Origin of the sequence: Streptomyces sp. 5-10, from assembly GCF_014712245.1 — a bacterium.
Lineage (GTDB): Bacteria > Actinomycetota > Actinomycetes > Streptomycetales > Streptomycetaceae > Streptomyces > Streptomyces violaceusniger.
Genome location: NZ_JACVYG010000008.1, coordinates 37,542 through 63,155, shown reverse-complemented (window position 1 = coordinate 63,155; position 25,614 = coordinate 37,542). Strand labels below are relative to the sequence as shown.

The 25,614-nt window shown below is 71.0% G+C and carries 23 protein-coding genes; 12 read left to right on the top strand and 11 right to left on the bottom strand.

Features of this window, described 5'->3' with window-relative positions:
* Position 1: 1 nt before the first annotated feature.
* The 3 genes from narH to narI are packed head-to-tail and all read left to right on the top strand — an operon-like array spanning position 2 to position 3,005.
* Positions 2 to 1,636 (top strand): nitrate reductase subunit beta, encoded by a 1,635-nt coding sequence (narH, locus tag IEJ02_RS12740; RefSeq protein WP_223863728.1) that lies wholly within the window; start codon positions 2 to 4, stop codon positions 1,634 to 1,636.
* Positions 1,633 to 2,268, top strand: a complete 636-nt coding sequence (narJ, locus tag IEJ02_RS12735; protein WP_191064944.1) for a nitrate reductase molybdenum cofactor assembly chaperone — start codon at positions 1,633 to 1,635, stop codon at positions 2,266 to 2,268. The genes narH and narJ overlap by 4 nt, the downstream gene beginning before the upstream one ends.
* On the top strand, positions 2,265 to 3,005 hold the full coding sequence (gene narI, locus IEJ02_RS12730; RefSeq protein ID WP_191064943.1) for a respiratory nitrate reductase subunit gamma: 741 nt from the start codon (positions 2,265 to 2,267) through the stop codon (positions 3,003 to 3,005). Before narJ ends, narI begins: the two co-directional genes overlap by 4 nt.
* On the opposite strand, the gene IEJ02_RS12725 is transcribed toward narI, so the two are convergent.
* Entirely contained in the window at positions 2,980 to 4,170 is a 1,191-nt protein-coding gene (locus tag IEJ02_RS12725) for an alginate lyase family protein (protein ID WP_191064942.1), read from the bottom strand. The genes narI and IEJ02_RS12725 overlap by 26 nt on opposite strands.
* A 156-nt stretch (positions 4,171 to 4,326) precedes the next feature.
* Positions 4,327 to 4,992, bottom strand: coding sequence for a DUF4097 family beta strand repeat-containing protein (locus IEJ02_RS12720; RefSeq protein ID WP_191064941.1), 666 nt, complete (start codon positions 4,990 to 4,992; stop codon positions 4,327 to 4,329).
* 237 nt (positions 4,993 to 5,229) lie between these two features.
* Between IEJ02_RS12720 and IEJ02_RS12715 the strand changes: the two genes are divergently transcribed.
* Entirely contained in the window at positions 5,230 to 5,949 is a 720-nt protein-coding gene (locus IEJ02_RS12715) for a helix-turn-helix domain-containing protein (RefSeq protein ID WP_191064940.1), read from the top strand.
* A gap of 100 nt (positions 5,950 to 6,049) precedes the next feature.
* Complete coding sequence (locus IEJ02_RS12710) at positions 6,050 to 6,652, top strand: TetR family transcriptional regulator C-terminal domain-containing protein (RefSeq protein ID WP_191064939.1); 603 nt, start codon at positions 6,050 to 6,052, stop codon at positions 6,650 to 6,652.
* Between the two features lie 271 nt (positions 6,653 to 6,923).
* Here the strand turns inward: IEJ02_RS12710 and IEJ02_RS12705 are convergent, their stop codons facing one another.
* The 4 genes from IEJ02_RS12705 to IEJ02_RS12690 form a co-directional block, all read right to left on the bottom strand.
* Complete coding sequence (locus tag IEJ02_RS12705) at positions 6,924 to 7,781, bottom strand: class I SAM-dependent methyltransferase (RefSeq protein WP_191064938.1); 858 nt, start codon at positions 7,779 to 7,781, stop codon at positions 6,924 to 6,926.
* A gap of 21 nt (positions 7,782 to 7,802) precedes the next feature.
* Positions 7,803 to 8,147: a VOC family protein gene (locus IEJ02_RS12700; RefSeq protein ID WP_191064937.1), complete on the bottom strand. Its 345-nt coding sequence runs from the start codon at positions 8,145 to 8,147 to the stop codon at positions 7,803 to 7,805.
* A 1-nt stretch (position 8,148) separates the two neighbouring features.
* Entirely contained in the window at positions 8,149 to 8,328 is a 180-nt protein-coding gene (locus IEJ02_RS12695) for a ribbon-helix-helix domain-containing protein (RefSeq protein ID WP_191064936.1), read from the bottom strand.
* A 129-nt stretch (positions 8,329 to 8,457) separates the two neighbouring features.
* Complete coding sequence (locus IEJ02_RS12690) at positions 8,458 to 9,111, bottom strand: GntR family transcriptional regulator (RefSeq protein WP_191064935.1); 654 nt, start codon at positions 9,109 to 9,111, stop codon at positions 8,458 to 8,460.
* Between the two features lie 310 nt (positions 9,112 to 9,421).
* On the opposite strand from IEJ02_RS12690, the gene IEJ02_RS12685 reads away from it, so the two are divergent.
* Positions 9,422 to 10,957, top strand: a complete 1,536-nt coding sequence (locus IEJ02_RS12685; protein ID WP_263407938.1) for an AbgT family transporter — start codon at positions 9,422 to 9,424, stop codon at positions 10,955 to 10,957.
* An 85-nt stretch (positions 10,958 to 11,042) separates the two neighbouring features.
* Entirely contained in the window at positions 11,043 to 12,122 is a 1,080-nt protein-coding gene (locus IEJ02_RS12680; protein ID WP_191064933.1) for an NAD/NADP octopine/nopaline dehydrogenase family protein, read from the top strand.
* 173 nt (positions 12,123 to 12,295) lie between these two features.
* Here IEJ02_RS12680 and IEJ02_RS12675 read toward each other — a convergent pair whose 3' ends face one another.
* From IEJ02_RS12675 to nthB, 4 genes are all read right to left on the bottom strand, one after another.
* The gene (locus IEJ02_RS12675; protein WP_191064932.1) at positions 12,296 to 13,411 is read right to left on the bottom strand and encodes a M24 family metallopeptidase; all 1,116 of its coding nucleotides are present in this window, start codon (positions 13,409 to 13,411) and stop codon (positions 12,296 to 12,298) included.
* Positions 13,412 to 13,630: 219 nt separating this feature from the next.
* On the bottom strand, positions 13,631 to 13,987 hold the full coding sequence (locus IEJ02_RS12670) for a nitrile hydratase accessory protein (RefSeq protein WP_191064931.1): 357 nt from the start codon (positions 13,985 to 13,987) through the stop codon (positions 13,631 to 13,633).
* On the bottom strand, positions 13,984 to 14,586 hold the full coding sequence (nthA, locus tag IEJ02_RS12665; RefSeq protein WP_191064930.1) for a nitrile hydratase subunit alpha: 603 nt from the start codon (positions 14,584 to 14,586) through the stop codon (positions 13,984 to 13,986). Before nthA ends, IEJ02_RS12670 begins: the two co-directional genes overlap by 4 nt.
* The gene (gene nthB, locus IEJ02_RS12660) at positions 14,583 to 15,254 is read right to left on the bottom strand and encodes a nitrile hydratase subunit beta (protein WP_191064929.1); all 672 of its coding nucleotides are present in this window, start codon (positions 15,252 to 15,254) and stop codon (positions 14,583 to 14,585) included. The genes nthA and nthB overlap by 4 nt, the downstream gene beginning before the upstream one ends.
* A 199-nt stretch (positions 15,255 to 15,453) precedes the next feature.
* Between nthB and IEJ02_RS12655 the strand changes: the two genes are divergently transcribed.
* On the top strand, positions 15,454 to 16,347 hold the full coding sequence (locus IEJ02_RS12655; protein ID WP_191064928.1) for an NAD-dependent protein deacetylase: 894 nt from the start codon (positions 15,454 to 15,456) through the stop codon (positions 16,345 to 16,347).
* 123 nt (positions 16,348 to 16,470) lie between these two features.
* Here the strand turns inward: IEJ02_RS12655 and IEJ02_RS12650 are convergent, their stop codons facing one another.
* Complete coding sequence (locus IEJ02_RS12650; RefSeq protein ID WP_191064927.1) at positions 16,471 to 17,220, bottom strand: response regulator transcription factor; 750 nt, start codon at positions 17,218 to 17,220, stop codon at positions 16,471 to 16,473.
* A gap of 160 nt (positions 17,221 to 17,380) precedes the next feature.
* On the opposite strand from IEJ02_RS12650, the gene IEJ02_RS12645 reads away from it, so the two are divergent.
* From IEJ02_RS12645 to IEJ02_RS12630, 4 genes are all read left to right on the top strand, one after another.
* The gene (locus IEJ02_RS12645) at positions 17,381 to 18,685 is read left to right on the top strand and encodes a sensor histidine kinase (protein WP_223863727.1); all 1,305 of its coding nucleotides are present in this window, start codon (positions 17,381 to 17,383) and stop codon (positions 18,683 to 18,685) included.
* A gap of 211 nt (positions 18,686 to 18,896) precedes the next feature.
* Entirely contained in the window at positions 18,897 to 20,261 is a 1,365-nt protein-coding gene (locus tag IEJ02_RS12640) for an aspartate aminotransferase family protein (RefSeq protein WP_191064926.1), read from the top strand.
* Between the two features lie 43 nt (positions 20,262 to 20,304).
* Positions 20,305 to 21,351, top strand: a complete 1,047-nt coding sequence (locus IEJ02_RS12635; RefSeq protein WP_191064925.1) for an aspartate kinase — start codon at positions 20,305 to 20,307, stop codon at positions 21,349 to 21,351.
* A gap of 228 nt (positions 21,352 to 21,579) precedes the next feature.
* Positions 21,580 to 25,551, top strand: coding sequence for a Pls/PosA family non-ribosomal peptide synthetase (locus IEJ02_RS12630; protein ID WP_223863726.1), 3,972 nt, complete (start codon positions 21,580 to 21,582; stop codon positions 25,549 to 25,551).
* The last annotated feature ends 63 nt before the right edge of the window (positions 25,552 to 25,614 follow it).

Sequence of the window (25,614 nt, the reverse complement as noted above, 5' to 3'; positions counted from 1 at the left end):
CATGCCGCGCCACCGGCCGCGCAGCCCCCGGGTGATGGCCCAGGTAGCCATGGTCATGAACCTCGACAAGTGCATCGGCTGCCACACCTGCTCGGTCACCTGCAAACAGACCTGGACCAACCGCTCCGGCACCGAATACGTCTGGTTCAACAACGTCGAGACCCGCCCCGGCCAGGGCTACCCCCGCGGCTACGAGGACCAGGACACCTGGAAGGGCGGCTGGCACCTCAAGGGCGGCAAGCTGGTGCCCCGCACCGGCGGCCGCGCCCGCCGCCTCGCCCGGCTGTTCGCCAACCCCGAACTGCCCCGGCTGGACGACTACTACCAGCCCTGGACGTACGACTACGACACCCTCACCACCGCCCCGCTCGGCGACGACGTGCCCACCGCCCCGCCCCGCTCCCTCGTCGACGGCCGCCCCACCGCCGTCACCTGGGGCCCCAACTGGGACGACGACCTCGGCGGCGGCCCCGAACACCTCGCGGGCGACCCGGTCCTGGCGAAGATGAGCGAGAAGGTCCGGCTCGAGTACGAGCAGGCGTTCATGTTCTACCTGCCGCGCATCTGCGAACACTGCCTCAACCCCTCCTGCGTCGCCGTCTGCCCCTCCGGCGCGATGTACAAGCGGATCGAGGACGGCATCGTCCTGGTCGACCAGGACCGCTGCCGCGGCTGGCGCATGTGCGTCAGCGGCTGCCCGTACAAGAAGGTCTACTTCAACCACCGCAGCGGCAAGGCCGAGAAGTGCACCCTGTGCTACCCGCGCATCGAGGCCGGGGAGCCCACCGTGTGCTCGGAGACCTGCGTGGGACGGCTGCGCTACCTCGGCGTCATGCTCTACGACCCCGACAAGGTCGGCGAGGCCGCCGCCACCACCGACGAGAAGGACCTCTACGAGGCCCAGCTCGGCTGCTTCCTCGACCCCGAGGACCCCGACGTCGCCCGCGCCGCCGCCGACTCGGGCATTCCGCACGACTGGATCGAGGCCGCCCGGCGCTCCCCGGTGCACGCGCTCATCAGCCGGTACCGGGTCGCCCTGCCGCTGCACCCCGAATACCGCACCATGCCCATGGTCTGGTACGTCCCCCCGCTGTCCCCGGTCGTCGACGCGCTCACCGCCACCGGCCACGACGGCGAGGACCCCGTCAACCTCTTCGGCGCCATCGACAGCCTCCGCATCCCCCTGGGCTATCTCGCCGAACTCTTCACCGCGGGCGACCCCGGACCGGTCGAGGCCGCCCTGTGCCGGCTGGCCGCGATGCGCAGCCATATGCGCCGGATCAACCTCGGCGAGGAGCGCGACCCCGCCATCGCGGCGGCCGTCGGCCTGGACCAGGACGGCATCGAGGCGATGTACCGGCTGCTCGCCCTCGCCAAGTACGAGGAGCGGTACGTCATCCCCACCAGCTACACCGCCACACCCGGCGGCGACGCCCCCACCGACACCTGCAGCCTCGACGGCGACGGGCTGCCCGGCATGATGCCGTACGAGGGCGCCGGCGCCTTCCACGCGCCCCCGGCACCCGAACCCGCCGGCGCCGGATCCGGCCTCGCCGGCCGGCTCAACCTGCTGAACTGGAACGGCCGCGGCCGCCCCGCCGGGCTGTTCCCCCAGCGCGACGAGGGCGCCCGGTGAACCCGGCCACCCCCGCGGTGCACCAGGCCGCCGCCCTCCTCCTCGGCTACCCCGGGCCGGACTGGCCCGCCCGCCACGCCCTGGTACGGGACTGCCTGACCGAACTCACCACCCCCGCCGCCGCGCCGCTGCTGCGATTCTGCGCGGGGGTCGACGGCGTCCCGGTGCTCGACCTGGCCTCCGCCTACGTCCGGACCTTCGACCGCAGCCGCCGCCGCACCCTGCACCTCACCTACTACACCGACGGCGACACCCGCCGCCGCGGCGGCACCCTCGCCGCGCTCAAGGCCCACTACCGCACCCACGGCTGGGCGCCCCCCGAGGACGAACTCCCCGACCACCTGCCGCTGATGCTGGAGTTCGCCGCCCGCTGCCCGGCCCCGGGCACCCAGCTGCTGTGCGACCACCGCGCCGCCCTGGAACTGCTGCGGATGTCCCTCACCGACCACGGCAGTCCGTACGCCGACGTCCTGTGCGCCGTCTGCGACACCCTGCCCGGCCCCTCACCGGCCGACCGCGCCGCGGCCCTCGCGCTCGCCCGCGGCGGACCGCCCACCGAAACCGTGGGCCTGGCCCCCTTCGCCGCGACCACCCCCACCGACACCCCCCTCGCGAGAGGATCCGGTCGATGAACCACCTGCACATCGCCCTGTGGGGCGTCCTGCCCTACCTCGTCCTCACCCTCTTCATCGCCGGCGCGGCCTGGCGCTACCACTACGACCGGTTCGGCTTCACCACCCGCTCCAGCCAGCTCCACGAACACCGCCTGCTCTCCATCGGTGGGCCGCTCTTCCACTACGGACTGCTGTTCGTGATCGCCGGCCATGTCGTGGGCCTGCTCATCCCCGAAACGCTCACCGAACGGCTGCGCGTCAGCGAATCGCTGTACCACGCCAACGCCCTGCTCGTCGGCGGCACCGCGGGACTGGCCACCGCCACCGGCCTCGGCATCCTGCTGTACCGGCGGCTGCGCGTGCCCGCCGTACGCGCCGCCACCAGCCGCGGCGACCGCGTCGTGTACCCGCTGCTCGCCACCGTCCTGCTCGCCGGGCTCACCGCCACCGCCACCGGCGCCGGACACCACTCCTACGACTACCGGCAGGGCGTCTCGATCTGGTTCCGCAGCCTGTTCACCCTCGACCCCGACGTGCCCGCCATGGCCGACGCGCCCCTGGTCTACCGGCTCCACGCCCTGCTGGCGATGGCCCTGTTCGCCCTCTGGCCCTTCAGCCGACTCGTCCACGCCTTCACCGCCCCCGTCGGCTACCTCGCCAGGCCCTATGTCGTCTACCGCTCGCGCACCCCGGCCCCCCGGCGGCAGCGGGGGCCGGGGCACCGTCCGGTCAGGACGGGTTCTCCGCGTGGGTGAGGGTGGTCCAGGCGTTGAAGTAGTTGTCCGTGCCGGACGGGCGGTGGGCCTCGGTGTACTTCTGGGTGTTGGACATGCTGATGCCGAGGCGGTTGTGGAGGGCGTTGTAGCCGACCTCGGTGACCTGGTCGAGCCCCTTCTTGACCGAGCCCCCGCACAGCCAGGACGGCACGGCGGTGCCGTTCTCGTAGGCGGTGTGGAAGCCCAGGGCGTAGCGCAGCCGGTCCTGGATCTTCGGGTAGAGGTCCTGGCCCTGGATGCGGCTGGTCTCCGCGACGTCCGCGATGGAGGCGATGCCCCAGCCGGTGTGCCCGAAGTCGCGGCAGGTCTCCTGGGCGAGGCCGTCGGCGAAGGTGCTCTGCCCCTGCCAGTACTTGATGATCTCGGCCTCGGTGTCGATGCTGCTGTCCGCGGGCGGCTTGGGTAGGTCGCCGTCGCTGGTCAGGTAGACGTACGCCGGGACGCGGTCGAGGTAGGTGCTGACCGCCTTGTCGTAGGCGGAGCGGTCCTCGAGGAAGACCGCGATGCCGATGGCAGCCTCGGTCATCACCAGTTCCCAGTTGCCGTTCTTGGTGGCGGCGCCGTTGATCACCTCGGGGAGGTAGACGTCCCGCAGCATGGTGGCGAAGCGTCCGGCGCCCGGCCAGCCGCCGTCGTAGGTGTACTTGATGATCTCGGCGGCGCGCGGCCAGGTGGCACCGGACCAGCCGGACTGGAGCGGGGCGTTGCTGTTGGTGTGATCGGTGATCGTGGCGGACCAGGCGTCCATGATCTCGATCGACTTCTTGGCGTATCTGCTGTCCCGGGTGAAGTACCAGGCGAGCGCGTCGGTGTAGGCCGCGATGGCGTCCTGGCGCTCCTCGGTGCATCCGTGGTTGGGGTTGGACGATGAGCCGCACTCCACGACGGCGCGCGGCTGGGGGGTACGCGACAGCGAGGCGTAGGAGCTGCCCATCATGTCGTCGTAGGCGGCCTTCCACGGCTGCTGGCCGGCCTGCACCTTCGAGCGGGCGTAGTCGAGTTGGGCCCGGCTCACCAGCACCCCGGGATGGGTGAAGGCGGCCGGCGCGGCCGTGGCCCGCGGGGCCGGTCCGCCGAGCTGAAGGCTCAGCAGACCGGCCAGCAGGGCGAGAACACTGAATAACGCGGTTCTGGTTCGTGCCATCCGATGACCTCTTTTTGTTCATGGATGAGAACACAGTTCCCACATGCGGACAGGAATGGCCTGGACCATAAGGACCGCCCGCGAACATGTCAATACTCATGGCGATGGCCGGGAAGCCCTTTGCGAGCCCGGCCGGGCAGGCCGGGCTCAGCTCCTTCAGAGGCTGCGGGCGGCGATGTCGCCGTGGGAGGTGGTGGCGCGGATGTCGAGTTCGGCGGTGCCGTCGTTCTTGAGGGCGTTGCTGATGCGGCCGTAGCCGGTGTCGGCGTCCAGGGCGGCGGAGACGCCGGCGGCGGCACCGACCGAGATGTCGCCGGACTGGGTGCGGAGCACGACCCTGCCGCGCACCGCCTCGGCGATCCGGATGTCGCCCCGTGCGGTGCTGATCTCCGCGGGGCCGCCCAGCCTGCCGACCTCGACGTCACCGTCGAGCGCGGTGAGGCGGACACTCGCGGCCTCGTCGAGCTTGACCTGGCGGTACGCGCCGTCGAAGGCGACGTCGCCGAGGCGGCCGACGCCACGGAGCTCGGAGCCCGCGGCCTTGACCTCGACGCGGGAGCCGGCGGGCAGCTGGACGGTGACCTCCAGGGATCCGGAGGGGCCGAAGAGCTGACTCTTGGGCTCGGGGGCGTGGATCCGCAGGACGCCGTCGGCGTAGGCCACGGTGGTCTGCTCGGCGGCCTGGACGTCACGGCTCTTGGAGCGGTTGGCGGGCAGCACCTCGACGGTGGTGTCGGCGCGGTCGGCGGCGATGAACTGGACGCGCCCGGCGGGGATGGCCAGGACGGCGTGGATCGGGGCGGGGGTGTCGAACTTCCGCATCATGTTCTCCTGCGCTGGCTCGTTGTTTCCGATGCCAGAAACGCTACGTTGCTTTCCAGAATCAGGCAACGAGTTCGTTGCATACAGCGGCCATGTATGCAGGTGAGAGCAAGGAAACTGTTGCAATGGATGAGACGGTAACGCAACGGCAGTCATCGCAGCCATTGCAATGAGCGAGAAGTGAACGCTATCCTCGGAGGCAGCGGACCACCACGAAGGATCACCAAGGAGATCGCGATGCCGGGAGGCAGGCTCACCCAGCAGGAACGCCAGCAGATCGCACTGGGGCTGGCCGACAGCCTCCCCTACGCCGAGATCGCCCGGCGCCTGGACCGCCCGACCTCGACGATCACGCGTGAGGTGATGCGCAACGGCGGCCCCACCGCCTACCGCGCCGACCTCGCCCACCGCGCCACCGAACGCCGCGCCCACCGGCGCAGGCCCGCCTCCTCGCGCGGGCCGGCGTCGGCCCCCCAGCCGCACGGGCGCGACGCCGACGCGGTGGCCGAGTACGAGGAGACGCTCACCACCGTCCTCATGGCCTCGGGCCTGCCCAAGATGACGGCCCGGGTGCTGACCTGCCTGTTCACCACCGACGCGGGCAGCCTCACCGCGTCCCAACTCGCCCAGCGCCTCCAGGTCAGCCCGGCGTCCATCTCCAAGGCGATCGCCTTCCTGGAGAGCCAGAGCCTCGTCCGCCGAGAGCGCGACGAGCGCCGCCGCGACCGCTACGTCGTCGACGACGAACTCTTCTACCAGGCGACGATCGCCGGCGCCCGAGCCAACGACCAACTCGTCGCAACCGCACGCCAAGGCGTCGCCGTCCTCGGGCCCCACACCCCCGCCGCCGCCCGCCTGGAGAACATCGCCCGCTTCCTCGACTTCATCAGCGAAAGCATCACCCGCGCCGCCGAACAGGCCCGCGAAGTCCTCCACACCAAACCCGGGCCGACCTGAGACGTGGTGTCCGGCCTCGGGCGCCGAGCCGACCGTGGACCAGCTCGCGATCACCACACACTTGTCGGTCAACACACAAGTTACTTGTTAGGGTATCCGCATGGTCACCACTCGCCGTACCCAGCAGGAGCGCCGCGCCCAGGCCGAAGCCGCGCTGCTCAACGCCGCCGCCGAACTGGTCGTCGAGCACGGTGTGCGGTCCCTGACGCTGGCACGGGTCGGCGAACGAGCCGGTTACAGCCGCGGGATCGTCACCCACCACTTCGGGTCCAAGCAGACCCTGATCGAGCGACTGGCCCGCACCACGCAAGCCGGATTCGTCCCCGGGCTCGCGGACCTCCCGCCGGGACTGGACCGGCTCCTGCGACTCGTCGACGGCTACATCGGCGCCTCCCAAGGCGCCGGAACCATGAACCGGGCCTTCCTGCTGCTGTGGGCCGAAGCGGCCACCGCGTCCGAACTGGCCCCGATCTTCCGCGAGCGCGACGAGGCATTCCGCTCCGACCTGCGCGCCGACGTCGCCGCCGGCATCGCCGACGGCGACGTGCGCCCGGACGTCGATCCCGACGACGTCGCCATCGCGATTCTCGGACAGCTGCGCGGGATCGGTCTGCAGTGCCTCCTCGACCCCCACACCGTCGACACCGCACGGCTGCGCCACACCGTCACCGACTACTGGCGCCAGGCGTTGCGTGTCCGGTAAGACGCCCGAATGACGCGCCCGCTCACACTCGTTCCGCCCGTTCGGCAGGGCAGGGGGAGGCGAGGCTCGGTGCGGGGGTGAAACGGCGGGCGAGGTCGGGCAGGAGGGTGGCCAGGCCGACCAGCGCCATGACCGCGGGGCGAAGCCGGCCAGGAACACGGTGTTGAGGATCAGGCCGACGGCGAGGACAGGGACGGTGTGGCGGTCGGCGAAGCGGCCGACGACGGTGGCGGCGCCGTAGGCGATCAGGGACGCCATCCGGCCGTGCGCGTCAGGTGGTGGCCAGCAGCAGATCTTCTCCGCTCGAGGGGCGGAGGCCGTCGGTGCGATCGGCGAAGTAGCGCTCGGCGAGCGAGCCTCCCGACACATGCCGGACGTCGCGGAAACCGGCTTCGCGGGCCAGTTCCAGCATCTCGTGCGGTTCGTAGAAGCTGATGAACGGCGTTCCGGACGCTTGCGCGCCCTCCTTGCTCGCCCGGAGGCCGGGGCGGTCGGCGGCGGCGAGGAGTTCGAGCGGCAGCAGGAAGGTCATGGCGAGCGTCGAGCCGGGCGCGAGCCCGGCGATCTGGCGCAGGGTGGCCGTGGTGGCGTCCTTGGTGAGGTACATGGTGACGCCGGTGGAGACGATGACCGCGGGTCGGCGGGCATCGAAGCCGGCGGCGGCCAGCTGCTTCAGCCAGTCTTCGCTCGCCTCGAAGTCGACCGGCACCAGGTGCAGCCAGTCGGGGACGCCGTAGCCGAGTTCGTCCAGGCGGTGGCGTTTCCAGGCCTGCGGGCCGGACTGGTCGACCTCGAAGACCCGTACCCGGGAGGCGGCCTCCGGCCTGCGCTGGGCGAAGGTGTCCAGCCCGGCTCCCAGGATGACGTACTGGGTGACGCCGTGGCCGGCCCGCTCATCGATCAGGTCCTCGATGAAACGAGCGCGGGCCACCATGGCCGCCCGGAACCCTCTGGTGGCATCCGGGTCCATGTCGGGGCGGCGGCGCCAGTCAGCGCCGGGGTCCGCCAGCCGCAGGCCGATCTCGTCCTCGAACACATGCGGCGGCGGGTCGACCTGGACATGCATGGCCCGCCAGAGGGCGGTCCGCACGGCGGTGCTGTCCGGCGCCCCGGTCTGCTCGTCCACCACGGGGTTCCCCTTTCGTCGCGGTCAGCTCTTGGCGGGAGCCTGGAGGCTCCACAGGCGCCCGTCGGGGTCGCGGACGGTCATCTCCCTGGTCCCGTAATGGGTGTCCTCGAACGGCGTGACCACCTCGACGGCGGGGCCGGGACGGAACCCGTCCGCGTCCGCCACCTTCAGCACGATCCGCGTCTGGGGCTCGCGATCCTCGGGGACCTCGGCGATGAAGACGTACGGCCCGTCACCGTTGCGGAGTTGGCCGGAGTTGTGGTCGGTCGCGAACTCCAGCTCGTAGCCCAGCTCCTGGAAGAACCTCGCCGACTTGCCCCAGTTGTGGGTCGTCAGGAACACGGCCTCGATACCTTCGGTCGCCATGTCAGCTCTCCTTCTCGATCGATGGCTGTTCGTGCCCATGGGCGTCGTCGAGGTAGGCGCGCAGTGCGTCGGCGACCAGCGCCGACAGCGACATGCCCGACTCGATGGCGTGGTACTTGACCTGCTTGATCAGCTCGATCGGCAGGTACACGTTGAACTGCTTGACTTCCCTGTCACCCACGAGTGCGATGCTAGCATCCTAGCAAGCTAGGAGACGAGGGGCGCGGCCGTGGCGAACCGTCCGGAGCCGACCCGCTTGGTGAGCACCGCGTGCCGCCCCCAGCCCGCCTCCCGGACGAGAGCAGGGGCCTTACACCGGCTTCCCCGCGCCGTTCGCCTCGTTCCCTCCGGACAGCAGGGTGTCCAGCATGTACTGGCGTGAGCGTTCGATGCCTTCGAGGACGACCCGCCTGATCTCCTCCTCCGAACCGCTCCTGATCGTCTCGACCAACCGCCCGTGGTTGACGCTTGTGTAAGGGGGTCGGCCGAGTTCACCCCGGAGGTTGAGGAAGCGTTCAATCTCCTCGTGCAGCGTGTTGATCATTGGGATCATCAGCGACACGCGCGCGACTTCGGCGATCGCCACATGCAGCAGCCGGTTCGCCTCGTTCAGGTCGGGACGTGAGGCGTTCGGCGCCACGGTCGCCGCGCTGAGTGCGTCCAGGCGATCCAAATCCTCGGCGCCGGCTCGCTGTGAGGCGAGCACGGCCGCTTCCGGCTCGAGGAGCCGTCGCAGGCGATAGGTGTCCTGGAGGTCGCCGAGGTCCGTCGGCTTGACGAAGGTGCCGCGCCGCGGGACGACGACGACAAGGCCCTCCCTGCGCAGCGCGTTGATGGCCTCGCGTACCGGGGTCTTGCTCATTCCGTAGCGCTCGGCGAGCCACGCCTCGACGATGACGTCGCCGGGGCGGAGGCGGCATCGGATGATGTCGCGCTTGAGGGACGCGTACGCCTGCTGCGCCATCGACGATCCCGAACTCACAGCACGGCTCCCCTTCAAGCACCCGCGTGGCGGCCCTCGCCATCCGGCGCCCACCTGCGCGAAGACCTGTTGACAACTACCTTCCCGAGCGTATCATCCCTGTGAAATATCACAGGGATTGCACGAGCCCGGTGGGAAGACCGACTCGTGCCGAACGGAAGCGGAACCCTCCCCGCGGTCACCCAGAGCCGCGTTCACCGCCGACCCGATAAGGCCCCAGATGACGCAACTTCGCAGCAGCAGTCCAACCGTGGCTGGCTCCATGAACCGGTTGTTCCGGGCTCTCAGCGCCTTGGAACGCGCGGGAAACAGGCTTCCCCATCCGTTCTGGCTGTTCTGGATCTTCGCGGCACTGCTCGGTGTGCTCAGTGCCGTGCTGGCCGGCGCGGGCGTGTCCGTCACACTGCCCTCAACAGGTGACTCCGTCGCGGTCAAGAGCCTGCTCTCGCTTCAGGGAGCCAAGTTCGCCGCGGAGTCCGCGCTGGAGAACTTCGCCGGGTTCGCGCCGCTGTCGGTCGTGGTCGTGGTTCTTCTCGGCGTCAGCGTCACCGAGAAGAGCGGCCTTCTCACCGCGCTGCTTCGCGTCACGATCGGCCGTCTGCCCGTGCGGTGGCTGACCTTCTCCATCGCGTTCGGCTCCATGATCGCGCACGTCATGAGCGACTCGGCCTACATCGTGATGATCCCGCTGGGAGCGCTGGCCTTCCGGACCGTGGGCCGCAGCCCGGTGCTCGGCCTGATGGTCGCCTACGCGTCGACGGCCATCGGCTTCAACGCCAGCCCGCTGGTGACGCCGGCCGACGCGGTCAGGTCGTCCCTGGCGGCCGAGGCCGCACACACCGTCGATCCGGACTATGTCATCACTCCGGTGGCCACCTACTTCTTCACCGCGGTCTCCTCGGTGTTCCTCGCCGCCGTCATCGCCCTCACGGTCGACCGCGTCCTGGCCCGACGGCCCGAGTTCGTCACCACACCCGAGGACGACGCGGCCGCCGACAGGCTCTTCAACACCACCGCCCACGGCGAGGCGCCCCGGCACGGCGGCCCGGCCGGCGAGGTCCCCTCCTCCTTCACGTTGAGCGCCGTCGAGAAACGCGCCATGAGGCTGACCGGCGCGGTGCTCGTGCTCTACGTGCTGGCGGTGTCAGCGCTCCTGCTGCCGGGATCCCCGTTCCGCGGCCAGGGCGGCAGCATCGTCCAGTCCGTGGTCGTGGTGAACATCGCCGTGTTCATCTCGCTGCTGTTCGCGATCCTCGGCATCGTCTACGGCAGGCAGGTGGGCACGATCCCCTCGCTGTCGGCCGTCCCCTCCGCCATGGCCGACGGGGTGAGGTCCTTCGTCCCCGTGATCGTGCTGTTCTTCGTGGTCGCGCAGTTCCTCGCGTACTTCACCTGGACCGGTATCAGCAATGTGATCACCGTCGAGGGCGCCCGGCTCCTGAAGTCCCTGGACGCGCCCCACCTCATCATCCTGCTCGTGATCATCCTGGCCATCAGCGGACTGAACATCATCATCAGCAGCGGTTCGGCGATGTGGTCCATCCTCGCCCCCGTCGTGGTCCCCCTGGCGATGTACATCGGGCTCTCCCCCCAGGCGGCGATGGTCTCCTTCATGATCGGGGACTCGGTCACCAACACCACGCCCATGAACGCGTACTTCGTCCTGGCCCTGGGATTCCTCCAGCAGTTCCGGAAGGGCGCGGGCATCGGAACCATGCTGTCCTTCACGGTTCCCGTGGCCCTCGCCGTACTCGTCTCGTGGTCGTCCTTCTTCGCCCTCTGGTACGCCCTGGGAATTCCGCTCGGCCCAGGGGTGCCCGTCAGATGACGCCACCACCACATCAGCGCCTCACACGGCTCGGCACCGCCGAGCCCACTCCCCCACCACTTCGGATACGGAAGAGTCATTCACCATGGGCAGCATCGCCATCATCGGCGCAGGCAACGTCGGCCAGGCCATCGCCGGCCACATGTCCTTCAAGGGACACGACGTGCGGATCTTCGACAGGTGGGGCCGCGATCTTGAACCGATCAAGGCCAACGACGGCATCGACATGACCGGAGACGTGGAGGGCCGCGGCACACCCTCGGTGCTGACGACCGACCTCGGGCAAGCCGTCAGCGGCGCCGAGGTGGTCATCGTCGCCGCGCCCGCCTTCGCGCACGCCTATCTGTCCCAGGAACTCGCGTCCGTCCTCGCGCCGGACCAACTCGTCCTGTTCCAGCCGGGCGTGCTCGGCAGCGGCGTCGAGCTCGCGCGCATGTTCGCGCTCGCCGGCCGGCGGCCCTGCCTCATCGCGGAGACGCCGACCAGTCTCTACACATGCCGGCTGCGCCGCCCCGCGCACGTCTACATCGGGGCGATCAAGCACGCCGTCCCGCTGGCCGCCGTACCCAGCGCGGACACGCCCCGGGCCCTCGACATCCTGCGGACGTACTTCGGTGACCGGTACGTGCCGGGCGAGGACACGCTGACCGTCGGGCTCAACAACTGCAACCCCATCTACCACGTTCCGCCGGCGGTGCTGAACTTCAAGACGGTCGAGGACGCCGACCGCCACCCGCTGCACAGCCTGGTGACACCCCGCATCGCCGAGGTCATCGACGCCCTCGACCGCGAACGCCTCGCCCTGGCGGACGCCCTCGGAGTGAAGGCGGCCAGCTTCTGGGACTTCCTCAACACCGCCTACGAGGTGACCGAGGGCAGCTTCGTCGAGCGCATCGTGCAGGGCTACGGCCGTCAGGGATTCCCCGAACCGGACTCGGTCAAGCACCGGTACTTCACCGAGGACATCCCCTTCGGGCTGGTCACCTGGAGTTCGCTGGCCGCGCAGATCGGGCTCTCCCTGCCCCTGACCGACTCGTTCGTCGCCCTGGGCACGGCCCTGTGCGGACAGGACTTCGTGGCCGGCGGCCGCACAGCGCGGACGCTGGGTTTGCTCGGCTCCGACGTCGACGGCATCCGCGCCGCGTTCGTCGACGGGGCGGTGTAGCCGCGCGCCACAAGCCGTAACCCGCCGCCACAAGCGGGAATCCGCCGCCACAAGCGGGGATCCGCCGCCGCACGCCGGAATCGCCCGCCGGGCGAGCCGTCCGGCCCGCTGCCCCAGAAGGCGCGATGCCTTCTGGGGCCGGGTGGGAGGCGGCTAAAGGCGGTACGGGACGGTCACGGCAGGACGACCAGTTCACGGCTGGTGCGGTTGAGCCGTTCACCGCCGTCGTCGGTGCAGACGACGATGTCCTCGATCCGGGCCCCGAACCGGTCGGGAAGGTAGATGCCCGGCTCGACGGAGAAGGCCATGCCGGGCTCCAGCGGCAGGGCGGAGCCCGCCACGATGTAGGGCTCCTCGTGGGTTTCCAGCCCGATGCCATGGCCGGTCCGGTGGATGAAGTGCGGTCCGAAGCCCGCGTCCGTGATGACGTCCCGGCCGATCGCGTCCAACTGCTCGGCGGTGATACCGGGCCGCACCGCGTCGGTCTGGGCACGCTGGGCGGTCAACAGCACCTCATACAGCCGTCGGTACTCCGCCGGCGGCTCGCCGACGACGTAATCGCGGGTGGAGTCGGAGCAGTAGCCGTCTTCGGTGGTCCCCCCGATGTCGACCACCACGGGGTCACCGGGCCGGATCACCCGGTCGGACAGCTCATGGTGGGGACTGGCGCCATGGGGTCCGGAGCCGACGATGACGAAGTCGGCCCGCACATGGCCTTCGGCCACCATGGCGTCCGCGATGTCCCGGCCGACCTCGCGTTCGGTGCGCCCGGCGCGCAGCCACTCGCCCATGCGGGCGTGCACCCGGTCGATGGCCGCCCCCGCCCGGCGCAGCGCCTCGACCTCGGCCTCGGTCTTGCGGATCCGCAGCCGGCCGAGCACCTCTCCGGCGAGTGCCTGGTCGGCGTGGGGCAGCGCCTCGCGGAAGGCGACGACCTTCTCGGCCCACATGTGGTTGTCGACGCCGACCCGGGCCATACCGGCGGGCAGCCTGGCCGCGACGAGGGTGTACGGGTCCTCGGTCTCGGCCCATCCGGTGATCTCGATGCCGAGGTTCCCGGCCGGGGACGCGAGCGCGGCGGGCCGCTCCAACTCCGGGACCAGGAGGAAGGGTTCGCCGTCCACGGGGAGCACGAGACAGGTGAGCCGCTCCAGGGGAAGGGCCTGATAACCCGTCAGGTAGCGCAGATCGGCGCCGGGGCTGATCAGCAGCGCGCCCAGGCCCGCGTCGGCAGCGGCCTCCCGGGCGCGCTCCAGACGGTCGGCGGGGTAGAGATCGGTGGGGATCACGGGGAGTTCTCCATCCTGATGTCGGACCGGGCTGAGGCAGCAGCCCGGTCCATCCTCCACCGGCCGGGCTCCTTCAGCGTCGTCCGGTCTCTCGGCGCCCAAGCCGTTGACCGCTCCGGCAGCGCGCCCTACCGGGCACCGGCCATACGGGCCTCCCGGAGGGCGCGGATTGAGGGCACCCGTACCGTGCTCACGGGCGTGACGCCGGGGTGTCCGGGGTCAGTGCGCGTGGTGGTGCTCATGACGGTGGTCGTGGCCCAGGGGACGTTGCGCCAGGGCGTAGGTGCGCGCGCTCACTTCGTCCGTGGACACGACGCACAGGCCGACGAGCACGTCCTCCAGCGCGGCCAGCCAGAGCCGGTAGTAGTGATACGGCTCGTCCTGCGCGAGAGCGGTCTCCCAGGCCTCGATCCGGGCGATCAGCGCGGCCTGGAATCGCGGCCAGGGGAACGCGCCTGCCTCGTACAGGCTGACGGCCATGGCGAAGGCGCGGCCCTCCCAGGGCTCGGCGAACACCAACTCGCCGTTGCGGCGCGGCGGTGCGGCCGGGCCCTCGATGTCCAGCGGCGCGGTCATGGCGCCGCCACCTTGGCCACGCCGACCATCGCGTCCCGGGTCACCAGTGGCACGAGTTGCTCTTCGGACAGGTGCTCGGTGCCGGCCGGACGCTCGGGCAGCACGAACCAGCGCACCTCACTGGTGGAGTCGTGGACGGTGATCCGCACGTCGTCGCCGAGTTCGAGCCCCATCTCGGACAGCACCGTGCGGGGCTCCTTCACCACGCGTGCGCGGTAGGCGGGGTCCTTGTACCAGCTCGGCGGCAAGCCGAGCACCGGCCACGGGTAGCACGAGCACAGGGTGCACACCACCACGTTGTGGGTGGTCGCGGTGTTCTCCACCACGACGATGTGCTCGCCCTGCGGTCCCGAGAAGCCGAGCTCCTTGATGGCCGCCGTGCCATCGTCGAGCAGCCGCCGCCGGTACTCCGGGTCGGTCCAGGCCCTGGCGACGACCTTGGCGCCGTTGAGCGGGCCCACGCCGGTCTCGTAGGTGGCGATCAACCCGTCCATCGCCTCCGGGTCGATCAGGCCCCGTTCGGTGAGCAGTTGCTCGAGCGCCTCGGTACGCAGGGCCACGGGAAGGGTCTCGCCCGCCCCGCCATGTGTGGCGGTCATGAGGTGGTCTCCAGGTAGCTCTCGAACAGCTCAACGGTGAGCGCGAAGGGTTCGGCGTCGGCGCCCCACAGCTCGCGTGAGGCGAATCGCACCGAGTAGACGTGTTGCGGATGCTCGCCCTGGAAGTGGGCGTTGGTGTCCGGCAGCACGAAGGCGGGCTGGACGATCTCGACGATCCCGGTGTGTCCCCGTACATAGCCCGGCAGTCGGGTGTGCCCGGGCACCGGCACGGCCCTGGCCCGTACCCGCTCGCCGACGGCGAAGGCGGGCGCGGTGGCCACGGAACGCAGCGAGCCCTCGGCGGTCGGCGTGTAGTCGGGTACCGCGGGCTCGGGGATCGGCGGCTCCGCCACGTGTTCGCCCCGCAGGTTGCGGGCGCGGGCGTCGATGGCGCCCGGCGCCAGGATGGCGCTGTTGGTGAGCATCAGCTCCGCGCCGTTGAGCCATCGCCCGTAGTAGCCGTCGTCCAGGTACGCGGCTCGGTCCAGACGCTCGAGCGCGTGCCGGAAGGCGTCCAGGTTGACGCCGCCGTACGCGATGCGGCCGGAGAGACTCGCCAGCGCGAAGGCCCGGCCCTGCCAGGGCTCCTCGAAGACCGGCTCATCACGCCTCGGCGGATGGACGGGACCCCATCCTGGGGTACCGCCCATATCGGCGATCCCCTCCATGACACCACTCCCCAAATGACCACATAACGCACCAGACGCCCGAATCGTATACGCCAGATGTCATCCGCGGATCGATCACGGCGCCCCGAGTGCGCCGGAGCCGCGCACCGGCGCCCCGGGGCGGCCTTCTGTCTCCAACCCGTCCACTGGCGCCATCGACGGCGGAAGCAGGAGGCGGCCGGTTCCGTACTCTGGCGGCATGCGCATGCGCCCCACTTTGAGCTGGACCCCCGCCGAGGACCTGCCGCCGGGAAGTACGGATCCGGAACCGGTCGCCGACGCGCTGAGCACCGGCGGTGTGCTGGTGCTCAGCGGGGCGGGCATCTCCACGGAGTCGGGCATCCCCGACTACCGGGGCGTGGGCGGGAGCCTGAGCCGGCACACCCCGATGACCTACCAGGACTTCACGGCCGACGCCCGGGCCCGGCGCCGGTACTGGGCCCGCAGCCATCTCGGCTGGCGCACCTTCGGCCGCGCCCGTCCGAACGCCGGGCACCGGGCCGTGGCCGCGTTCGCGCGGCACGGCCTGCTCTCGGGCGTGATCACCCAGAACGTCGACGGCCTGCACCAGGCGGCCGGCAGCGAGGGCGTCGTGGAACTCCACGGAAGCCTGGACCGGGTCGTCTGCCTCTCCTGCGGCACCTTCAGCCCGCGCCGCGAACTCGCCCGGCGGCTGGAGGAGGCCAACGCGGGCTTCGAGCCGGTGGCCGCCGGAATCAACCCGGACGGTGACGCCGACCTCACCGACGAGCAGGTCGGGGACTTCCGCGTGGTGCCCTGTACGGTCTGCGGCGGCATCCTCAAGCCGGACGTGGTGTTCTTCGGCGAAGCCGTTCCGCCACGGCGGGTCGAGCACTGCCGCGAGCTGGTCCGTGAGGCGTCCTCGCTGCTGGTCCTGGGATCCTCACTGACGGTGATGTCCGGGCTCAGGTTCGTCCGCCAGGCGGCCCGGGCCGGGAAGCCGGTGCTGATCGTCAACCTGGACCCGACCCGGGGCGACCGGCACGCCGTCACCCGGGTCGCACTCCCGCTGGGAACGGCCCTCACCACCGTGGCCGACCGACTGGGCATCCCGGTGTCGGCACAGGCGTGACGCGGTGCTCCATGCGAGCCGTCACCGCACAAGGGCAGCAACCGGATCCGTGGTCCCGCCTCGCGGCCGCGGTCATGGTGACCGGCATGGGGGCAATGGGATCTCCACCCCCGACGCCATCAGTCATCCCGGGCCGCCCAGCGGCTCGGGTGGGTCGAGCCGGTAGCCGTGTCCGCGCAGAGTGGTGAGGGCGGGGAGGGCGACGGGCGCGGGCGCGTCGGACGCCGCCGCCCGCAGCCGTCGGCGCAGCGAGGACATGGTGACGTCCAACGTCTTGGTCGGCCCGAACCAGTTCTCGTCCCACACCTCCGCCATGAGCGCTTCGCGGGAGACCGCCTCCTGCGGATGGCGGACCAGGACGGCGAGGAGTTCGAACTCCTTGGGGCGCAGTTCGACCTCCCGGTCGCCGAGGCGGCAGCGGCGCGCCGCGATGTCCACGGTGAGATCGCCGATGCGGACCAGTCCGTCCGGTCCCGCCGGGGCGGGCGGGCGACGGCGGAGATGGGCGCGGAGGCGGGCGAGCAGCACGGTCATGCTGAAGGGTTTGGCCAGGTAGTCGTCGGCGCCCGCGTCCAGGCCCACGATGACGTCGATCTCGTCGCTGCGGGCGGTCAGGATGAGGATGAGGACGTCGGGATGCCCGTTGCGCAGCTGCCGGGCCACGTCGATGCCGTCCATGTCGGGGAGGCCGAGGTCGAGGAGGACGACGTCGATGGGGCTCCGGTCGGCCTCGGCCAGCCCTGAACCGCCGGTCCGGACCCAGGTCACGGCGTAGCCGTGGGATCGCAGACCAGCTTCCACATGCCGCCCGATGACCTCGTCGTCCTCGATGAACAGGACGGACACCGGGTCCTTGGCCCCTGTCGTCCACATGCCCCGAAGCGTAGAGCGGGTGACCGCCCGGGGCGCGCGGACGGTCCGCTGTCAGAGTTCCCGCGCCGCCGCTCGGACGGGCCGCTCAGACGGCGGTGAAACCGGACGGCGGCGTCGCCGCCTCGGCCCCACCGGGCGTGCCCGCGTTCATGATGGGCGCATGAGACAGCGCGTGATGCGGGTGGCCGTGATGGCGGTGCTGGTGGCACTGATCCTGCTGGCCACGCCGCTGGCGCTCGGGATCCAGACGGCCTTCTTCGCGGACGAGCGGGATGAGCTGGAGCGCGCGGCCCTGGCGGCCGCGGTCCATGTGCCCCCGTTCGTGGTGGGCGGCCACGTGGAACTGCCGGCCCATCAGCGGGGCATCGACGTCGGGGCGTATGACCTGTCCGGACGGCTGCGCGACGGCAGCGGCCCCGGGAAGGCGGACGCGATCACCCGGGAGGCCCAGAAGGGGGTCCTGGTCCGGGGGCGCGGCGACCACCAGCTCGTGGTGGCCGTCCCCCTGTCCACCGGGAAACAGGTGATCGGCACGGTCCGCGCGTCGTCCGGCACCGCGGGGGTATGGCGCCGCATCGTCCTGGCCTGGCTGGGTCTGGCCGGTCTCGCACTGGTGGCGCTGGCCACGGCCGTCGTGGTGGCACGCCGCCAGGCGCGCACGCTCAGCGCGCCACTGGAGGCGCTGTCGGCGAAGGCCGGAGCGGTGGCGGGCGGGGATCTGACCGCGCGCGCCGAAGGCAGCGCGATCGCCGAGATCGACCAGGTGGCGCGCACCCAGAACACCATGGTCGAGCATCTGACCAGGTGGCTCGAGCACGAGCGCCACTTCACCTCCAACGCCTCCCACCAGCTGCGCACCCCGCTGGCGGGTCTGCAGCTCGGTCTGGAGGCAGCCGCCGCCGACCCCGACGCGGACCAGCGAGCGGCGGTGACGGAGGCCCTGGAACAGGCCCGGCACCTTCAGCGGACCGTGGACGAGGTGCTCCGGCTGGCCAGGGCGACGCCGGGCCCCGGTGTGCCCACGACCGCGCGGCCCGCCGCCGAGGTGGTCGAGGGGGTGGAGCGCCGCTGGCACGGTGCGTTCGCCGCCGAGGGCCGACGTCTGGACCTCGACGCGGAGCCGGACGGCGAGGGTCTTCGGATCCCCGACCGCACCGCCGAACAGATCCTGGACGTCCTGCTGGACAACGCCCTGCGACACGGCCGCGGCGCCGTCCGGATCACGGTGCGCGAGATGGGTGACGTGACCGCCGTCGACGTGTCCGACGAGGGCTCGCCACCACTCGACCAGCGGACCCTCTTCCGGCGGGGGGCGACGACGTCCCCCGCCGGACGAGGCATCGGACTGACATTGGCCCGGGAGCTGGCCGAGACGGCCGGGGGCCGGCTCACCCTGGCCCGGTCGAGGCCCACCACCTTCACCCTGCTGCTGCCGGTCGCGGAGCCACCGCCGTCCCACGGGTGAGGCGGGCGGCGCACCCGCCTGCTGAACACGGAGCGTCGATCGGTTCACCAGGCCGCGCCCACCACTGGCGATGTGGCCCCATCGGCATTTTTTGCCGTCGTCTGACCTCCGTCGCGCTGCGGGTTAACCACCCCCTTCCTAGCGTGGAGAACATGAACGGTTCGCCCGCGGACCGCGCCGCTCTCCGGCACACGTTTGGGGAGGCCTTTCGATGACCACGCTCCTCCGGCCCGCTCCGCTGACGGCACCGCGAGTCAGCGGCGATCTGCCCGGCCCCCGCTCCGCCGCCCTGCTGGCCCGGCAGGAGCGGTGGGAGTCGAGCGCGCGGACCTATCCGCGCCATCTGCCCATCGCCCTGGCCGAGGGCTCGGGCAGCTTCGTCCGCGACGTCGACGGCAATGTCTTCATCGACTTCCTCGCCGGCGCCGGGGTGCTGTCGCTCGGCCACAACCATCCGGAGCTGGTACGGGCCGTCTCGCATCAGCTCGACTCCCTCACCCACGGCTTGGACTTCCCCACCCCCGCCAAGGACGCCTTCACCCAGGCCCAGCTGTCCATGCTGGCGCCGGAGGTGCGCAAGCGCACACGGCTGCACTTCTGCGGGCCGACGGGGGCCAACGCCGTCGAGGCCGCCATCAAGCTCTGCAAGATCGCGACCGGCCGGGGCGACATCATCTCCTTCCGGGGCGCCTTCCACGGCAGCACCCACGCCACGATGGCGCTCAGCGGGCTGGTGTCCCAGAAGGCGCCCGTGCGCGACGGCATGCCCGGGGTGCACTTCTTCCCGTACACCGCCGGCGACCCGGCCCCGGACGGCCCTTCCGTCAACGGCGCCGACCTGCTGGAGCAGGCGTTGCGGGACAGCAACGGCGGCATTCCACCGCCCGCCGCGGTGATCATGGAGTTGGTGCAGGGTGAGGGCGGAAACTTCGTCGCCCGCACCGACTTCGTCCGCAAAGTGCGCGAGGTGACCCGCTCGCTGGGCATCCCCCTGATCGTCGACGAGGTCCAGACCGGCTGCGGACGCACCGGCACCTGGTTCGCGCATCAGCAGTACGGCATCGAACCGGATGTCATCGTGGCGTCCAAGGCGCTGAGCGGCATCGGCCTGCCGGTCGCCCTCATCCTGTACGACACCGCGCTGGACACCTGGGCGCCCGGTGCGCACATCGGGACCTTCCGCGGCAATCAACTGGCCTTCGCCGCCGGGGTGGAGACGGTCCGGATCATCCGGCGGGACGACATCCTGGGGAACGTCCGCCGGCAGGGTGCTCGGATCGCGGACCGGCTGGCCGGGCTGACCCGCGATCCGTGGGTCCGCCAGGTGCGCGGCCGCGGGCTGATGTGGGGGATCGAACTGGCGGACCCCCGCGACGGCCGCCCCGCCACCGGGGTCGCGGCCGCGGTCCAGCACCACGCGCTGCGCCACGGCCTCATCGTGGAACGCGGCGGACGCGACGACGCCGTGGTGCGTCTGCTGCCCCCGCTGAACGTCACCGCCGAGGTCGTGGACATGGCCTGCTCGATCCTGGTGGATGCCGTGTCCGCCGGCGCCGATCGTTCCTCGGCCCACTGAGACCCGTTGAGCCCCGCTGAGACCCGCTGAAAGGGGGCATCGGATGGCTCTCATCGTCCAGAAGTACGGAGGCTCCTCGATACCCACCACCGAGCGGATCAGCCGGGTGGCCGAACGGGTGGTCAAGGGCCATGACGAGGGCCACGACGTGGTCGTGGTGGTGTCCGCCATGGCAGATGCCACCGATGAACTCCTCGCGCTGGCCGGGAAGGTGGACAGCGCACCCGCCCCGCGGGAGCTGGACACCCTGCTGAGCGTGGGCGAGCAGGTCTCGAGCGCGCTGACCGCGATGGCGATCCACGCGCTCGGTGCCTCGGCGTGCTCCTGCTCCGGCCGCCAGGCCGGGGTGATCACCACCCCGGCCCATGGCGGGGCCCGGATCGTGGAGGTGCGGCCCCGCCTGGTCCGGGAGGCGCTGGACCGCGGCATGATCCCGGTGGTCACCGGGTTCCAGGGGGTGTGCGGGGAGGACGACGAGGTCACCACCCTGGGCCGCGGCGGATCCGACACCACGGCGGTCGCCCTGGCGGCGGCCCTCAAGGCCGACGTGTGCGAGATCTGCACCGATGTGGACGGGGTGCTCACCGCGGATCCCACGCTCGTGCCGGAGGCGAGGCCGATCGGCCACCTCACCCATGAGGCCATGCGGGAGCTGGCGGCCGGGGGAGCGCGGGTGCTGGCGCTGTCCGGCGCCGAGTACGCCGAGCGCTACGCGGTGGCCCTCCGGGTGCGGTCGTCCTACGACGACCATCCGGGCACCGTCGTCTCGGACGAGCCCGAGCGGCCCCCGCCGTACGGATCCCCCGCCCGGGTGGTCGGTCTGGCCCATGACCGGTCCCCCATCGGGTACGACACCCTGGTCCGCGAGGACGACGTCGGGACCGTGTCGCTCGTCGGATCCGGACTCCGCTCGCACGCCGGGATCCTCCTCCGGCTGAGGGAGACGCTGGACAGGATGGACGTGCCGTTCGAGCCGGTGTCGGCGTCGGACACCCGCGTTTGCGTACCGTGCCGCGCCTCCCTGCTGCCGGACGCCGTACGCGCCCTGCACAAGGCGTTCCTGGAGAGGGGGCCCGCCCAGCCCCTCTGACCGAACGGATCCGGCGGGGCAGAGGCCGTGGCCGTGGTGCGCATGGAGGAGAGCACGATGTGGGGAAGTGACCGGAACGGGGCGGTGCGGGAAGGGCCGTCGCAGGCGTGGCTGCCGAGGTCGCAGAGTCGTGCGGATGGCCTGCTCGGCTGTGCGGGCTGGGACGGTTCGGTTCGGTGGCGGGACGGCGAACGGCTCGAGCGACTGTTCGAGGAGTGCTGCGACCGGATGCGTGCACGGGGAACCGGGGACCGGCTCGCGGTGGACGCCGCCGACGTCGCCCTCACGTACCCGCAGCTGGACGCGAGGGCCAACCAGCTCGCGCGTTTCCTGATGGCCGAGGGGGTACGGCCCGGCGACCGGATCGGGTTGCTGCTCGACGAGGCGGTGGACGCCTATGTCGGGATGCTGGCCGTGCTCAAGGCACACGCCGCGTATGTGCCGTTGGATGCCGGATTCCCGTCGGATCGTTTGAGCTACATCGTGTCCGATGCTTCCGTGCGCATGGTCCTGTCACTGTCCCGGCTCTCCGAGCGGACACGAGACCTCGCGGCCGGCGCCGAGCCGCTGTATCTGGATCGGGTGCGGTCCAGGGTCGCGGAGCAGTCTCCCGAGCGCCCCGATGCCCTGGCCGTCGGGGAGCCGCCCGACGACCTGTGTTACGTCATCTACACCTCGGGATCCACGGGCCGCCCGAAGGGGGTGGCCGTCGGACATCCCGCGGTGTGCAACTTCGTCCGAGTGGCCTCGGAGGTCTACGGCATCACCTGCGACGACCGGGTCTACCAGGGGATGACCATCGCGTTCGACTTCTCCGTCGAGGAGATATGGGTGCCCTGGATGGCCGGTGCAACGGTGGTGCCCAGGCCCGAGGGGCCGAGCCTGCTCGGTGCCGAACTGGACGCGTTCCTGCGGGAGCGCCGGGTCTCGGCCCTGTGCTGCGTTCCCACCCTGCTGGCCACCCTGGACGAGAACGTGTCCGAGCTGCGGTTCCTGCTGGTGTCCGGGGAACCGTGTCCGCAGGACCTGGTCACCCGCTGGCACCGGCCCGGCCGCCGGTTCCTCAACGTCTACGGCCCGACCGAGGCGACCGTCACGGCGACCTGGAGCCCCCTGGCCCCCGACCGTCCGGTGACGATCGGTGTCCCGCTGCCGACGTACTCGGTCGCCGTCCTCGATCCGGGACGGGACGCACCTCTGCCACCGGGCGCGATGGGAGAGATCGCGATCGGCGGGATCGGGCTCGCCGACGGTTACCTCAACCGGCCCGAGGTGACCGAAGGCGCCTTCATTCCGGACTTCCTCGGCGTCCCCGGGAATCCGTCCGGCAGGCTCTACCGGACCGGGGACCTGGGCAGGATCAACGCCCACGGCGAGGTCGAGCATCACGGCCGCATCGACACCCAGGTCAAGATCCGCGGCTACCGCGTGGAACTGACCGAGATCGAGTCGGTGCTGCTGCACCTGCCCGGAATCGCCCAAGCGGTGGTCAGCGACCGGGAGATCACCCCGGGGACGGTGGAACTGTGCGCCTACTACACCACCTGCGCGGGCAGGACCGTGGATCCCGAGCGGGCCGTGGCACACCTGCGGGAACGGCTGCCCGGCTACATGGTCCCCGCCTATCTCGAACACCTCACGTCGATTCCGACGCTGCCCAGCGGGAAGGCCGACCGCCGGCATCTGCCGCCACCGACCGGGCCACGCCGCCTCGCACAGGGCGACGGCACGGCTCCGCACACCCGTACCGAGCGGGCGCTGGCCGACCTGCTGGCCGCGGTCCTCCAGGTCGAGCGGGTCTCCGTGGACAGCCACTTCTTCGCCGACCTCGGCGCCAATTCCCTGCTCATGGCGCGGTTCAACGCGGCCGTGCGCGAACGTCCGGACCTGCCCGACGTGTCGATGAGGGACGTCTACCTGCACCCCACGGTGCGCCGGCTCGCCACGGCCCTGGCCGAGGCGCCCGCCCCTGCCCGGGCCACGCCCGACCGCGTACCGCGGCAACCGTCCGCCCCGGCCGCTCCGGCGGTGGGCAGGCTCCGGTACGCCCTGTGCGCGGCGCTCCAGTTCCTGGCGTTCCTCGTGTACGTCTGCGTCGCTTCGGTGGCGCTGGACGCCGGAACGTCCTGGATGGCGCGGGGGCAGGGATGGCTCGGTGGGTACGAACGCGCGGTCGCGCTCGGCGCCGTGGCGCTGATCGGCGCGAGCCTGTTCCCCATCGCCGCCAAATGGGTGCTCATCGGGCGGTGGAAACCGCGGCGCATCCCGTTGTGGAGCGTGGCCTATGTCCGCTTCTGGTGTGTCAGAACCCTCATCGTCGCCAACCCGCTGGCCCGGCTGACGGTCGGAACGCCGATGTACACCCTGTATCTGCGGGCGCTCGGCGCCAGGATCGGACCGCGCACGCTGATCTGCACCCGGTGGGTCCCCATCTGTACCGACCTGCTGACCGTCGGGGCGGACACCGTGATCCGCAAGGAGACCTATCTCAACGGTTTCCGAGCACGCGACGGGGCCATCGAGACCGGCCCGGTCACCATCGGGGCCGGCGCCTTCGTCGGCGAGCACAGCACTCTCGACATCGGCGTGCGCCTCGGCGACGCCGCCCAGCTCGGCCATGCCTCGGCGCTGCACGAAGGTCAGTCGATACCCGCCGGGCAGCGGTGGCACGGCTCGCCGGCCCGGCCCGCACCGGCGGGGTGTGAGTACCTCACGGTTCCGCCGACCCGCTGCGGCCGCCTGCGGCGAGTGTCCTACACCCTCGTCATGCTGCTGACGCTGACGGCCACCGTAGGAGTGGCCGAGGTGGCCGTCGCGGCACTGCTGGAGGCCCGGCCCGCGCTGGTCCACACCCTCACCGGAGCGGGCGGCCCCGGCAGTTGGACGTACTACGCCGACGGCCTGGAGATCGCGGCGGCCACGGTGTTCGGCCTCGCCCTCCTGGGGGCGACCCTCGTGCCGGCCCTGTCGCGCGTGCTGTCCCGGCCCGTCAGGGCGAACACGGTGTACCCGCTGTACGGGGTCCGGTTCACACTCCAGCGCGCCGTCGCCCGCCTGGCCGGCACCCGCTTCACCATCGCCCTGTTCGGCGACAGCTCGGCGATCGTGCACTACCTGAAGGCCCTCGGATACCGTCTGGCGCCGATCGAGCAGACCGGATCCAACTTCGGCACGATGCTCAAACACGAGGTGCCCGCCCTCAGCCGCGTCGGCACCGGGACCATGGTCTCCGACGGGCTGTCGATGGCGAACGCGGAGTACTCCAGCACCTCGTTCCGCACCGCCCTGGCCGCCATCGGAAACCACAACTACCTGGGCAACAACATCCTCTACCCGGCCGGCGGCAGGACCGGCGACAACTGCCTGCTGGCCACCAAGGCCATGATCCCCGTCAGCGGCCCGGTCAGGGAGAACACCGGGCTGCTCGGCTCACCCCCCATCGAAATCCCACGGTCGGTCGAGCGCGACCACCGCTTCGACCACCTCACCGCCGGGTCCGGGCTCCGGCGCCGCCTCGCGGCCAAGAACCGCCACAACGCCGGGACCATGGCCCTGTTCCTGACCGTGCGCTGTCTGTACGTCTACGGCCTCCTCCTGATCGCGATGTTCCCCCTGTCCGGCAACGGCGGGCTGTACTGGCTGGAGACGGTCGGCACCGCCCTCCTCGAACTCGCCTTCACGGTCGGCTTCTTCGTGCTGGCCGAACGGGCCGTACTGGGCTTCCGTACCCTGCGGCCACGGTTCTGCTCGCTCTACGAGCGGCCCTTCTGGCGGCACGAGCGCTACTGGAAGGTGCCGTCCATCCTCTACCTCGCCCTCTTCAACGGCACCCCCGTCAAACCCGCCGTCTGGCGGCTGCTCGGCGTCCGCATGGGACACCGGGTCTTCGACGACGGCTGCCGGATCCTGGAACGGACCCTCACCCAGGTCGGCGACGACTGCGCCCTCAACGCCGGCTCCATCTTGCAGGCACACTCCCTCGAAGAGGGCGCCTTCAAATCGGATCGCATCGCCATCGGCAATGGCTGCACGATCGGCACCAGCGCCTTCGTGCACTACGGCGTCGTCATCGGCGACCACGCCGACATCGACGCCGACTCCTTCCTCATGAAGGGCGAACACGTACCGGCACACGCCCGGTGGCGCGGCAATCCGGCGGTGGCACTGACCACGGACGCCGCCTGCCGCGGGACGCCGTAGTCGAGCGTGACCGGGTGTGGCGCGCTGGTCAGGACGCGTTCAGGTATCCGGTGCCAGGGTCAG